This is a genomic window from Yersinia canariae (assembly GCF_009831415.1).
GTDB classification, from domain to species: Bacteria; Pseudomonadota; Gammaproteobacteria; order Enterobacterales; family Enterobacteriaceae; genus Yersinia; species Yersinia canariae.
On record NZ_CP043727.1, the window covers coordinates 2023482 to 2037556 of the forward strand.

The window sequence follows — 14075 nt, forward strand, 5'->3', positions numbered from 1 at the left end:
TCTGTTGATTCAGGGGTAAACCGTGGCTTGCAACAGCACAAGGGCTTCTTTAGACTAACGCCGCGTCTGCCGGCATTTCTGGCGGTTATTAATCAGTTATCTGGGATTCAACCATGTCTTATCAGTGCCCCCTTTGTCATCAGGTCTTGCAGCAAAGCCAGCACCAGTGGCGTTGCAGCAATAACCACCAGTTTGATTGCGCCAAAGAGGGTTACGTCAATTTAATGCCGGTGCAGCATAAAGGGTCGAAACAGCCAGGGGATAGTCCAGAGATGATGCAGGCTCGGCGGGCTTTTCTGGATGCAGGTTATTATCAACCCTTACAGCAGCGGGTTTGTGAAATTCTGGATAAAGCGCTACTCCTCGATGCCGCCATGTTGCTGGATATCGGCTGCGGCGAGGGCTATTACACTGCTGCGGTAACTGACCGGTTAAATCGGCAGCGCCAAATGTCTATTTTCGGATTAGATGTTGCCAAAGTGGCCGTAAGATACGGCGCAAAGCGCTATCCGCAGGTGAGTTTTTGCGTGGCATCCAGCCACCGGTTGCCTTTTGCCAGCCAATCCCTTGATGCTGTATTGCGTATTTATGCCCCCTGCAAGGCCGCAGAGTTGGCGCGAACGGTGAAACCCGGTGGGGTTGTCGTCACTGTGGCTCCGGGGCCTCGTCATCTCTATCAATTAAAAGCGCTGATTTACGCCCAAGTACAACTTCACGACGATACACCAGAGCATCTGGACGGGTTTGATTTGGTTAGCAGTGAAAAATTGGCTTACGAAATGAAGTTAACCGGTAAGCAGAGCTTTAATTTATTGCAAATGACGCCTTTTGCCTGGCGCGCATCCATTGAAATCGGGCAAGAACTTGCCGCCCGGCAGTCTTTTTCCTGTGAAACAGATTTTGTTATCGCAGTACATCGTCGCAAAGAAGAACTTGAAAGTGCCGAGTTAAACAGTGACGTGATAGAAATATAAGAGGCTGCTCGTTATTTAATAATGTTCAAATAAATGGCGAGCGGATAACTCCCTTAAACGGGAATATTATCATCTTAATTAGAAGGTGTACTAATCCCTGGTGCGAGATTGATAATTAACTTAAGTCAAATTATTAGAATGTTATTTTTATAATAAAGATAATTATTTTAGATCTAAGTTTCGCCAAGTTCGCCCACCCGATTCGGTCACCAAAATAGAGGGGATAAACCGTATCTGCTCAGCAACTTTCAGTGCTAAATCAGCAACTTCTTGCTTGTTCAATGCGCCACTGCCGTAATTGAACTCTCCTTCAGGTAATTTATAAATTTTCTCCCTGCCGATAAGGCGAGTAAATCCTGCATCGATCATTTTTTTATTAAGGGTATCGTAATCGCCTTCCACTGCGTTATGCAAAACGACACTGACCGTAAAGTACGGCATAGATCTTTTCCAATCAATTAGGTGATGGTATTTATATATCACACTGCTGGAATCGATATTTTGACCGGAGTCTAATTGCTGGACATACCGTCAAAATAACCTTGTATAAATTGTGTGATTAAGGGGCAGATGACAGCAATAGCCACCTGCGAAATGAGAGAGAAAGGTTACAGGGCGAGAGATAAGCGGTTGCGGCCAGCATGTTTTGCTGCATAACAGGCAATATCGGCCTGGCGCATGGCTTGTGCCGCGCTTTCAGTTTGTCGAGTCAATGACACGGCCCCGAGACTTGCGGTAAAGGAATAGGATTGACCGTGCCAATGGAACTGAATAGATGCTATGTCGGCGACCACTTTTTCCAACACTTCAGTTGCAGGTTTACTCTGGCAATTAAATAGCACGATAGCGAACTCATCACCGCCTAAACGCGCCACGATGTCATTTTCACGGACTGCTTGTTGCATTGTTTGAGCCACCATTCTGAGCACCATATCGCCAGCTTCGTGACCCGCACTGTCATTCACATCCTTGAAGTAGTCTAAATCGACATAACAAAGGATATGCTGCTCATCTTTACCCAGTTGGCTGATGGACTGATTTAGCCGTTCTTCCAATCTCCGTCGATTAATCAAACCGGTTAGCATGTCGTGATTGGCCTGATATTGCAGCTCTCGCTGCTCATGACGGGCGCGGGTGACATCTTGGAATACCACCACAGCACCAATGAGCAAATTATCACGATCGCGAATAGGTGAGGCGGAACACCGAATTTCCTGGCGTTCTCCTTGGCTCGACAACAGTTGGCAGCCCTCTGGCAATAAGGTATGACGCCCTTCGGACAAACACTGATTAATAGCAACTAATTGATTTTTATCTTGTAATGGAGACCACAAAATAAAGATTTCTTCTATGGGTAGGCCGCAGGACTCATTCTGGCTCCGCCCGGTCATCTCTTCAGCTTTGGGATTCATTAATACAACACGGCCTTCGGTATCAAGAGAGATAATTCCCTCCTGAATGGATGACAATACCCGATGCAGTTGCTCCCGTTCTTCATAGCGGGCAATCTCGCTGGCACGGAGTGCATCTTCGCGTTGTTTTCGCTCACTCATATCACGGATTATTTTTGCATATCCCAGCAGTTTGCCATTGTTATCATGAATAACAGTGATAATGGTGACGGCCCAATAACGAGTCATATCTTTGCGAACCAGCCACCCCTCACTTTCTACCCGACTGGCTGAAGCTGAGGTTTTCAGTAATTTCTCGGGTAAGCCGGCGGCGATATCCTCAGGTAAAAAGAAACAACCGAAATGCTGGCCGATGATTTCATTGCTGGCATAACCAATATTACGTTCTGCGCCATGGTTCCAGGTGGTGACCCGGCCCCATGGGTCAAGCATCAAAATGGCATAATCTTCAACGGTATCAACCATTAGGCGAAAACGTTCTTCACTGATGCGTAATGCTTCTTCGCGCTGGCGTCGTTCAGTTAAGTCACGGACAATTTTGGTAAATCCCAATAGCTTCCCACTATCATCATGCATGGGGTTAATAGCGACGCTGGCCCAGTAACGGATACCATTTTTACGCACATGCCAGCCTTCAGTTTGGAAATTACCCTCGGCAACAGCTTTTGCCAGTGATTTCTCTGGCAGGCCAGCCGAGATGTCCTCTGGCGTGAACAGTAGGGCAAAATGTTCGCCAATGATTTCATCACTGGTATAGCCTTCATTGCGCTCCCCACCTTTGTTCCAGGTCAGAATACGGCCATGGGTGTCTATCATGTAGATGGCGTAATCTTCGACTTCACTGATCAGGTGACGAAACTGTTCTTCACTTTTACGCAAAGCATTTTCACGCTGCCATTTATCTGTCAAATCACGGGTAACATGCACAAAACCTTGCAAATTATTGTCTGAGTCGTGCAATGCACTGAGGGTGAGGTTGCCCCAAAAACGTTTACCATTTTTACGAACTCGCCAACCCTGATTCTCATAATGACCAAACTGATTCGCGTGGCGCAGACCTTTGGTGGGTAACTCAGTGGCCAAGTCTTCCGGGGTATAAAACAGTTCGAAAGATTGACCAATGACTTCTTCGGCACTATACCCCGTATTGCGTTCGGCACCATTATTCCAGGTGAGGATATGTCCTTGGGCATCAATGATATATATGGCGTAGTCATCTACGGCTTCAATTAATAGCCGAAAGATGTGATCGTCAAATGATGCCGGATGCAAAGCCATTCCTGTATTCCTTGAATTTTTATTCAGTAGCCTGTCGCGGCGCAGCGTTTCACCCAGAAGGTTTAATCTGTTATCGCGATAAATGTTATGTACTAGTCTATCGCTAACATTAAAATTTAGATAATCAGATTTTTATTATTCACAATAAATAAAAGGAATTCAGCAACCTAATAGCGGCAATGTTTATTGGAGCAAAGCCGCTGTTGGTGGGGCTTCGGGCGAGAGGTGAAGGAATGAGTAAGAGATAAGAAATAACACTTAACCTTATTAATAATATGGGTAAATCAGTGTGAGAAATGTATAAATAAATGACTTAAGTAGGGAAAGTGGAATTAATCACACATTATTTAAATGAAACTTCAGAATAATTTTACTTTAGTTTCATATTCATCTCTCCAGACAATAGTAGTTACCGCCCGCGATCATGTTTATCACATAATCTACCTAATTTATTTACGACATCAAAAATAATCCCCTGGACGTGCAGAAATGCTTGCATCAATAGGTGTTATCAGGATAATCCTGAATCCTTATAATAAGCATTCTCATTAGTGGCTATTTTGCAAAAATCAGGGGCATCAACACGATGAATGAAACCATTTCCACACGCGTGCATCAGAAACGACTCGCGCCGCGTCTTTTGTGCGTCATGATCGGCGCCGCATTGGGCACATTGTCAGCATCTTCATGGGCTGCAGCAACGGCAGGGACTGCGGTTGAAAACGTCAAAAAAACCAGCACCGCAACTGACGCTGCGAAAGCGGATGAGAGCAAAAAAACCGATACCATTACCGTTGTCGGAACACAGGATACTTTCCGTGCCGGTGGCAATGATTTAATTCCGACCTATTTGGATGGTCAGGTGGCTAATGGCGGCCGTATCGGTTTCCTTGGGCAGCAAGATGCGCGTAACGTGCCATTTAACGTTATCAGCTATACCTCCAAAATGATTGAAGACCAGCAAGCTAACTCGATTGCTGATGTCGTCAAAAATGATGCTTCCGTGCAAAACGTTCGCGGTTACGGTAACCCATCACAGAACTATCGTATTCGCGGCTACAACCTTGATGGTGACGATATCTCATTTGGTGGCCTGTTTGGTGTTTTACCGCGCCAGATAGTGTCAACCAGCATGGTTGAGCGAGTCGAGGTCTTTAAAGGTGCCAATGCCTTCATTAACGGCATTTCGCCGAGTGGCAGCGGTGTTGGTGGGATGATTAACCTCGAACCTAAACGTGCGGGTGATACTCCGCTGACTCGCGTCACGGTAGATTATGGTTCATCTTCTCAAGTGGGTGGGGCGCTGGATGTCGGTCGCCGTTATGGTGATGATGATCAGTTCGGCGTGCGAGTGAATGTCCTGCACCGTGAAGGTGAGTCAGCTATTCATGATCAGAAAGAGCGCACGACCGCAGTCTCAACAGGATTGGATTACCGTGGTGATCGCGCCCGTACATCACTAGACGTGGGCTACCAGAAGCAAACTATTCATCATATGCGCACAGATGTTGCGATCGGCGGTGCAACCGTCATTCCTGAGCCCCCATCTTCAACCCTAAACTATGGGCAGTCGTGGGTATATACCGATATGGAAACCACCTTCGGTATGCTGCGCAGTGAATATGATGTTAGCCAGAACTGGACTGTTTATGGCTCCGTCGGTGCCAGTCGTAACGAAGAAACCGGTCAATATGGTTCACCGACACTGACCAGTGCTAATAATGGCGATGCGACTATTTCTCGCTTGTATGTGCCGTATGTGGCTGATTCTGTTGCCGGTTTAGGTGGCATTCGTGGCCACTTTGATACAGGCCCAATCACCCATAAAGTCAATCTGGGGTATGCGGCTAACTATCGTACGGCTAAATCAGCTTGGAATATGTCGAATCCCGCAGATACCAATATCTATAACCCTGGCGTGATTAACTTCCCTCCAACGACGATGGGGAGTACCAGTCAGGATCCTCAGTTAAATAGTCAGGTCCGTGCTTCTGGTCTTTCATTATCAGATACCTTATCAATGATGGATGACAAAGTGTCATTGATGCTGGGTGTGCGCCGTCAGGAAGTCACTATTCGTAACTTCGACAGTGGGGTGCCAAATAGCGCCGGTTCACTGGATGCGATGAAAGTGACACCGATTTACGGCATCATGGTGAAGCCGTGGGAGAAAGTCTCCCTGTATGCTAACCACATTGAAGCGTTAGGGCCGGGCAAGTCTGCACCTTATCAATTTAATGGTAAACCAGTGGTTAACGCCGGCCAGATCCCGGGCATTATTCATTCAAAACAGAATGAAATCGGCGTGAAGTTTGATAACCAGCGCTACGGTGGTACGTTGTCTCTGTTTGAAATCACCCGACCAACGGGCATGGTTGATCCAGCGACTAACGCCTATGGTTTCTATGGTGAACAGCGCAACCGTGGTGTTGAGCTAAACGTATTCGGTGAGCCGGTATTTGGTACCCGTCTGTTGGCGAGCGCGACCTGGTTGGATCCTAAACTGACCAAAGCGGCTGACAGCGCCAATAACGGCAATGATGCCGTGGGTGTTGCTAACTATCAGTTAGTGTTTGGCGGCGAATATGATATTCCTGTGGTTGAAGGCCTGACCGCAACCGGCACGGTGGTGCGCTCCGGTTCTCAATATGCCAACGAAGCTAATACATTGAAATTGAAACCTTGGACGCGTCTGGATCTGGGCGTGCGTTATACCATGCCAATGAAAGACACGAATCTGACCTGGCGCGCGAATGTTGAGAACGTGACCAACGAACGCTACTGGGAATCGGTTGAAGATTCTGGCACTTACATCTATCAGGGCGACCCACGAGCACTGAAATTATCAGTCTCAATGGATTTCTAATACTGAATTGATATTTGCCGATAACCGATAGAATAAAAAAACCCCGCTATTCATCTCGAATGCGGGGTTTCTTTTTTGCTCTTCATACCGCTTTATTTTACGGCGAGAATAAAAGCACTAACGATATGGTTATCAGGTTAGGCGAGGCGATAGATGTGCTCGTAAAGGATATTAAAACCGATACCTATCAACACAATACCGCCCATTATTTCAGCACGTTTACCCAGCAGTGGGCCAATATAGCGGCCAATTAGCATACCCAGCGTCGCCATTATCATGGTGGCCAACCCAATGGCCATGGCGGTGTGAACAATGTTTACTTGCAAGAACGCCAGACCGACACCAATTGCCATGGCATCAAGGCTGGTGGCTATGGCTGTCATCACTAAAACCCAAAAACTGTGACTGCGCATTTTTTCTGTTTCTTCGACTTGCTGTTTTGCGCCTTCAAAAATCATCCGGCAACCCAGAATGAACAGCAGGCTAAAGGCAATCCAGTGATCCCATTCCAAGATATATTGACTGGCAAACAGGCCAATGCACCATCCAATCAACGGGGTAATAGCTTCTATCACACCAAAGATAAGACCGGTGCGGATAGCTTCTCTAAAACGGGGCTTATGTAGACTGGCGCCTTTACCAATAGACGCAGCAAAAGCATCCATAGACATAGCAAAAGCAAGAATGAGTGTTGCAGATAGATTCATAGAAATAGTCTCGGCCGGGCGGCTCCATATACACGTAACCCACCCCCAACCTAACGACGGAGCTACGTGTCTATGGTCTCGCCAACCTTACCTGGCTGCCCGCACCACGTTTCTAACAGCGAAACGAGTATGTTGATACGGGCGTTTCTATATATCGATATATCAATTCAATATAACGAATAGAAACCGGCTACTCCCCATGAACGGCGCAACCTTAACATATATATTCCAAGACAGACAACCCCCAAAATAATATGGCGAACCAATGCTATTGATAATGATTTTCATTATCGAAAGTATGGCTAAAAATAGCCGATATAAGCATCAGTAATGGTGTGGAAATAAACAGCGAAGGGGTTTGAAAGGTGTCGGGAAATTAATCAATTAACTGAAAAATCAATAGATTCATTTCCCCGTTCTGTTTCTTTATGACTGATTTTCAACGAAAAAATTATAAATTTTTTCTAAGTCATCTAATTGCCGAACTTGGATGAGTAATCTGCGCTGCTCTAAATCAATCACTAGGATCCCATCTTCCGATAAATTCATGCCTTTTATTCGGTGATATTCAATAAAAGCATTAGCGTAGAAGAAACCTGTATTTTTAAACAACAATTTTGGCCAGCGAATATAAGAGATATAAAACGCAATTAGCGCTAAACCCACTAATAAATATGTGGTTAAGGGTTCACCATTCGCCATCACATTATTGTAAACAAGAATAGCAATTAGACCGACAAAAATTGCACAATCGATTTTGTTTTTACGTTTGAGATGAATTTGTAGCCGAGTTTTGCCTTTCATCATATTCATGATGAATTCATCATAGATGGCATAAGCGAGTAATAGGGCAATAAAAACAATCAAAACGAGATCAGTAACCGACATGCAAACACTCCCAAATAAAAAACCGGGAGTAAACCCCCGGTTTTTGCCAAATCTAATCAGAAAATTATGGTGCCAGGAAGCCAATCCAGTAGCCGAAGATACCGATGGCGAAGAAGCCCATAATAATCCACAGTGCGTTAACTTTACGGCGTAACAGCCACATACAGCCGAAAGTTAGCAGTAATGGTACCAAACCCGGCATCAACTGATCCAGAATGGTTTGCACCGTGGTCACCGTGGTTTCACCGTTCTGGTTGGTTATTTTGGACACCACAACCGGTATGTTGACGTGCGTCCATTTGTTAACCAAGGCCCCCATAACAAACAGGCCGAGGATAGACGCCCCTTCCGTCAGTTTTTGCAGCAGGCCACCGTCCATATCGCTGACGATATTGACGCCTTTTGAATAGCCGTAAGCAACACCATAATAACGGGTCAGCAAACGTACCAGGTTAAACAGAACAAAGAACAGTAACGGGCCGAGCAAACTGCCGCTCATCGCGATACCCGCGCCGAGTGCTGCCAATACCGGGCGCACAGTACCCCAGAATATTGGGTCACCGACACCGGCCAGCGGCCCCATCAGACCAACTTTGATACCGTTAATTGCCGCATCGTCAATCTCAGCACCATTGGCTTTCTGTTCTTCCATCGCCAGCGTTACACCCAGAATCGGGGCTGCAACGAAAGGTTGGGTGTTGAAGAATTCCAAATGGCGTTTGATTGCCTGCTTACGCTCTTCCGAGTTCTCTGGATAAAGGCGACGAATTGCCGGTACCATTGAGAAGCAGAAACCCAGCGCCTGCATACGTTCGAAGTTCCACGACCCTTGGAAGAGGTTAGAGCGGATAAACACCCCGCGGATATCGGCGGGCGTGAGTTTCTTTTCACCAGTAGTTGTTTTATCAACAGTCGTTGTATCAACCATTTCTCTCACCTTTTCCTAGTCTAATTCGTTATCAAGATCGTTATTGGACGGGCCAGACTGTACAACCTGAGATTTGTTGTATTTCGGGCTGAGCTGGATATACAGCAGCGCCATAACTACGCCAATAACACCCAGAGCCACCAGGTTGAAGTTGGTGAATGCGGCGGTCACGAAACCTAAATAGAAGAATGGCATCAGGTAGCCGGCACGCATCATGTTGATAACCATGGCGTAACCTACTACGACTATCATACCACCGGCGATATTCAAGCCACTGGTAACCACATCAGGAATCGAGCTGAGCAGCATCTGAACTTCAGATGTCCCAACAGACAGGGCAACGATCAGGGCAGGGATAGCAATACGCATCGCCTGCAAGAACAGGGCAGAAATGTGGATCCAGGTAATCGCTCGTAGACTGCCTCGTTCGGCAGCACCATCTGCGGCGTGCTGGAAGGCCACGGTAATAGTACGGACAATAATGGTTAATACCTGACCAGCTGCTGCTAACGGGATAGCCAGTGCGATACCCGCACCGATATCTTGACCACCAGCAATGACCAGAATGGTCGAAATAATTGACGCCAGCGCGGCATCAGGTGCTACTGCAGCCCCGATGTTCATCCAGCCGAGCGCGATCATTTCCAAGGTACCACCGATAATAATACCGGTTTTCATATCACCTAAAACCAGACCTACTAGGGTACAGGCGACGAGGGGACGGTGAAATTGGAACTCATCCAGAATGGAGCCCATCCCGGCGATACATGCAACTATGAAAATCAGCACAATCTGAAGAGTTGTGATCTCCATTGTACTTCTCCTATGACCAAAAAAGCTGAGTAAAAATAACCGAATCCCAAAACAGGACAGGGCATAACCTTGCTACGTAGTTTTTAGTAAAGCTATTTATTAAGTTTGTTAATTAAATCCATCATTTTGAGCCGGCTATCCGAAGACACTTTCCGAACTTCCAGTTCAATACCGCGAGCATTTAATTTATTAAAGGCTTCAATATCTTTTTCATCAACGGAAACGGCATTATTCACTTGGGTTTTACCCTGACGGAATGCCATACCACCGATATTGACTGACTTAATATCTACGCCACCCTCAACCATACGCACAACGTCAGTTGGGTTAGTAAATAACAGCATAACCCTGTCTTTGGCATATTTCGGATTGTTGTAAACGCGGATAGCTTTCTCAACATCAACTACGTGCGCAGTGACACCCGGAGGTGCAACTTGTTTGAGCAAGGTGCTACGCATTTTGTCAGCAGCAACTTCGTCGCTGACAACAATAATGCGGCTTACGTTAGTTTCTTTGGTCCAGCGAGTTGCGACCTGACCATGGATTAAGCGGTCATCGATGCGCGCCAGCCCGATCTTCATGTGATCATTCGGGCCTAAAGCGACGGCCGGAGCCTTGGCTTTTGGCGCAGAAATTGTTTGTTGCGTCTCGGGCTTATCACTCTTAACTTCAGGCGCTTTCAGTGCTTTTACGCCCTCACGACCAGTTTCTACCGCGACTGCAACCAGTTCAGCAAATGATGGATTATCATCACGAGCCATAAAGGTTTCAGCCAACATCGGAATGTTAACCCCGGTGACGACCTCATAGTTCTCTTTATCGATAGCAATTCGACTGGCGGCGTTAAACGGGCTACCACCCCAGGTATCAACCAGGAATAAAACACCTTTACTGGTATCTAATCCGGTCAATTTACCGTTGTATTTCTCAATCAACGTTTCGGCATTTTCACCTGGGACGAAATCGATATAAGCGACATTACTTTGCTCACCTAAAATCATTTCAGCTGTTTTCAGCAGTTGTTCTGCCGCAGCCCCATGTGTGCCAATGATAATAGCTATACTCACTCGCTACCCCCTCTGTTAACTCAGAATTGAGTTCTCGCACGTAACAGAAAAACCAGTAATCACCCAAAACATTTCAGTACACATTGAATCTATTATGATAGTCACAATATCAGCGCACTGCTGACGATTTATTCGTATCGACAATGAATCGATTCAGGTACATACCCAAATGTGCTGGATGTGATTTATTTTAGTCAGTGAAAAAATAAATTATGTGACGCTGCTCATTTATTGGGACAAGTTATGAATGATTTTGCTTACTTGGATAATAAATCGACACTTATATGAGTTGTGCTGATGAGTTTACCCCCTAACTCACTCATCACGTTATGATTGTTGTGTTTAATATTTGTGCTATTTGTATGAAAGTTGGCTGATGACCCACTTTGGGCAGGAAACAAATTTTAGTCATGAAAATAAGCATGCTGTTATTGAGGCATTTATTTTGACGAAATAGCGGCTTATCGTAAGCAGGGTAATAAATCTGACTATGCGGGTAAAAAAATTCCTGATAAAGTTAGCGGCTCTATTAATTGTCAGGAGTTAAGGGCCTCAGCTCTCCCTATGGACTGTCACCGAAGTTACTGTTTCTCTAGTGTTAATACCTCACCAGTGGGTTTACATCTGGTTATCCAATCACGCACAGTTGCTGCGTATAATTTCACCCGATCTTTCTGCGTATCTATACTGACAGCCGTATCACGGCATTTTGCTATGTCTGTTGCAGGCCGCTCATCATCTAAATCGTGTTCTTATTATCGGAGTCTGACATGGAATTTCTAATGGACCCCTCAATTTGGGCAGGGTTATTGACGTTGGTAGTACTGGAAATTGTTCTGGGTATTGATAACCTGGTATTCATCGCCATCCTGGCCGACAAACTGCCGCCTAAACAAAGAGATAAAGCTCGAATCATCGGGTTATCTCTGGCATTGATTATGCGTTTGGGGCTGCTGTCGGTGATTTCCTGGATGGTCACGCTGACAACACCTCTGTTTAGTGTCGGCAGCTTTAGTTTCTCCGGGCGAGATCTGATTTTGCTGGTGGGGGGGCTGTTCCTACTGTTTAAAGCCACCACAGAGTTACATGAACGGCTAGAGGGAAACCAGCACGATGACAGTGCAAGCCGAGGTTACGCCAGCTTCTGGGCGGTGGTTGCACAGATAGTGGTATTAGATGCCGTGTTCTCCCTCGATGCAGTAATTACTGCCGTGGGGATGGTCAATGATTTGGCCATCATGATGACCGCGGTTGTGATAGCTATGGGCGTGATGCTGTTGGCATCGAAAACATTGACGAACTTTGTTAACGCGCACCCGACTGTTGTGGTGCTGTGTTTGAGTTTCTTGCTGATGATTGGCTTGAGCTTGATTGCTGAAGGTTTTGGTTTCCATATTCCGAAAGGCTATCTGTATGCCGCCATCGGATTCTCTATCCTGATAGAGCTATTTAACCAGATTGCCCGTCGCAACTTTATTAAGCATGAATCTCGCTTGCCGCGACGCCAGCGCACGGCCGAAGCTATCATTCGTCTTATGGGCGGTCGCCAGCAGCCGGAGTCACAAAATGGCTCACCGCAGTTGACATCACCGCCGGAGGCTTTTGCTGAAGAAGAGCGCTATATGATAAGCGGCGTGCTGACATTGGCATCCCGTTCATTGCGCAGTGTGATGACTCCTCGCACGGAAATCTCTTGGGTAGATTGTCATCGCTCACAAGAAGAAATTCGTGAGCAACTGTTGGACACGCCACACAGCTTGTTCCCGGTGTGCCGTGATTCATTAGATGAGATAATTGGCGTGGTTCGCGCCAAAGATCTGTTAGTGGCGATTGAGCGCGGAGACTCCATCTGTGAGTTTGCCGCCGCGACACCACCTATAGTCGTGCCTGATACCATGGACGTGATTAATCTATTGGGGGTCTTGCGTAAAGCGAAAGGCCGCTTAGTGGTGGTTAATGACGAGTTTGGTGTGGTGCAAGGCTTGGTGACACCGCTTGACGTGCTGGAGGCCATCGCCGGTGAGTTCCCTGATGAAGATGAAACGCCAGATATTATTACTGATGGTGATGGTTGGTTGGTGAAAGGGGGGGCTGATTTGCACTCTCTGGAGCAGGCGCTGGATTGTCAGGAGTTGGTCAGCCCGACGGCAGACTATGCTTCATTAGCGGGTATGCTGCTTTCTCATTCAGGCCATATGCCAACAGCGGGTGATGTGATTGAATTGCATAGTTTACGCTTCGAGATTATCGAAGTGTCAGATTACCGTATTGAGTTAGTGCGCATCACTAAGTTGAGTAACGAGTTGGAAGAGTAACACTCTAACAACTAACAAAGTTTCGGCTAATGCGGGTCATCTTAAGGTGACCCGCATTTTTTAATGACTATTGCAGTACTTTTTAATTCATCCAATTTTATTCCATAATGACTAATATATAAAAATATTGTATTTTTCTTATTTATCATATTAATTTTTGCAAAAAAATAATTTTTTATAATTAATGGTTAAATTGATTTGTAATATATAGTTGAGAAAGTAATAATAATGAAATTAAGTTGATTCCCTATGAGAATAAAAACTAACAACTTACTTTAAATCAATAAGTTATGACGTATTTATATTTTAATGAAAGGAAAAATAATTATTTTAAATAATGACTCTAACTGGATAAATATGGGCTATGCTTAAATTGACTTAAGTAAATTAATGTTTGTCGCGGTTTATCAGTATTTAAACGGAATTTCGGCAGGTCTGAACAGCAGTTTCAGATATTGGGTTTTATCTGTTTTGAAGCGTCAAAATTTATTTTCTGTATATTGGATACCGCACAGCCTATATTTTTGTATCATTCTGCCCGCCAGTAATGGAGGTTCTATGAAAAAGATATTTTTTGTTCTTGTGTTTATGCTGTTTTCATTTTGTACATTAGGCCAAAATACGGCGTCAATGCATCCTGATGAAACATTATTTATACCAATGGCCATTGCCGCTGAGGTCAATAAAAAGGCGTGCTCATCATCTTATGAAAGCGATGATTATTGGTGTTGTGATGTATGTTGCAACCCCGCGTGTGATGGTTGCCAGATATGAAGTCATTATTAATCTTTTACGTTGCATCAAGGGGAGCGCTGGCTCCCTTTGAT

General features: G+C 45.5%; 11 protein-coding genes and 1 riboswitch. Of the genes, 4 read left to right on the plus strand and 7 right to left on the minus strand.

The window, feature by feature from the left end:
• Positions 1-113: 113 nt before the first annotated feature.
• Positions 114-974 carry a 23S rRNA (guanine(745)-N(1))-methyltransferase gene (gene rlmA, locus F0T03_RS09360; protein WP_159678010.1) on the plus strand — a complete coding sequence of 287 codons (861 nt, stop codon included), beginning with the start codon at positions 114-116 and terminating at the stop codon, positions 972-974.
• Between the two features lie 162 nt (positions 975-1136).
• On the opposite strand, the gene F0T03_RS09365 is transcribed toward rlmA, so the two are convergent.
• Both F0T03_RS09365 and F0T03_RS09370 read right to left on the minus strand, forming a co-directional pair.
• The gene (locus tag F0T03_RS09365; RefSeq protein WP_145554704.1) at positions 1137-1415 is read right to left on the minus strand and encodes a hypothetical protein; all 279 of its coding nucleotides are present in this window, start codon (positions 1413-1415) and stop codon (positions 1137-1139) included.
• 167 nt (positions 1416-1582) lie between these two features.
• A complete protein-coding gene (locus F0T03_RS09370; RefSeq protein WP_145554705.1) occupies positions 1583-3664 on the minus strand; it encodes a PAS domain S-box protein in 2082 nt (693 codons plus the stop codon).
• Positions 3665-4250: 586 nt separating this feature from the next.
• Here F0T03_RS09370 and F0T03_RS09375 point away from each other — a divergent pair.
• Positions 4251-6530: a TonB-dependent receptor gene (locus F0T03_RS09375; protein ID WP_159678012.1), complete on the plus strand. Its 2280-nt coding sequence runs from the start codon at positions 4251-4253 to the stop codon at positions 6528-6530.
• Between the two features lie 137 nt (positions 6531-6667).
• Here the strand turns inward: F0T03_RS09375 and mntP are convergent, their stop codons facing one another.
• From mntP to manX, 5 genes are all read right to left on the minus strand, one after another.
• On the minus strand, positions 6668-7237 hold the full coding sequence (gene mntP / locus F0T03_RS09380; RefSeq protein ID WP_145554707.1) for a manganese efflux pump MntP: 570 nt from the start codon (positions 7235-7237) through the stop codon (positions 6668-6670).
• Between the two features lie 10 nt (positions 7238-7247).
• A riboswitch (yybP-ykoY riboswitch) is annotated at positions 7248-7448 on the minus strand.
• A 215-nt stretch (positions 7449-7663) separates the two neighbouring features.
• Positions 7664-8125 carry a DUF986 family protein gene (locus F0T03_RS09385; protein WP_159678014.1) on the minus strand — a complete coding sequence of 154 codons (462 nt, stop codon included), beginning with the start codon at positions 8123-8125 and terminating at the stop codon, positions 7664-7666.
• Between the two features lie 64 nt (positions 8126-8189).
• On the minus strand, positions 8190-9053 hold the full coding sequence (locus tag F0T03_RS09390; RefSeq protein WP_145553067.1) for a PTS mannose transporter subunit IID: 864 nt from the start codon (positions 9051-9053) through the stop codon (positions 8190-8192).
• Positions 9054-9068: 15 nt separating this feature from the next.
• Positions 9069-9866, minus strand: a complete 798-nt coding sequence (locus F0T03_RS09395; RefSeq protein WP_004701713.1) for a PTS mannose/fructose/sorbose transporter subunit IIC — start codon at positions 9864-9866, stop codon at positions 9069-9071.
• A 92-nt stretch (positions 9867-9958) separates the two neighbouring features.
• Complete coding sequence (manX, locus tag F0T03_RS09400) at positions 9959-10933, minus strand: PTS mannose transporter subunit IIAB (RefSeq protein ID WP_159678016.1); 975 nt, start codon at positions 10931-10933, stop codon at positions 9959-9961.
• A 770-nt stretch (positions 10934-11703) separates the two neighbouring features.
• Here manX and F0T03_RS09405 point away from each other — a divergent pair.
• A complete protein-coding gene (locus F0T03_RS09405) occupies positions 11704-13248 on the plus strand; it encodes a TerC family protein (RefSeq protein WP_145553063.1) in 1545 nt (514 codons plus the stop codon).
• A gap of 558 nt (positions 13249-13806) precedes the next feature.
• Positions 13807-14022: an ST-I family heat-stable enterotoxin gene (locus F0T03_RS09410; protein WP_159678018.1), complete on the plus strand. Its 216-nt coding sequence runs from the start codon at positions 13807-13809 to the stop codon at positions 14020-14022.
• Positions 14023-14075: the final 53 nt, after the last annotated feature.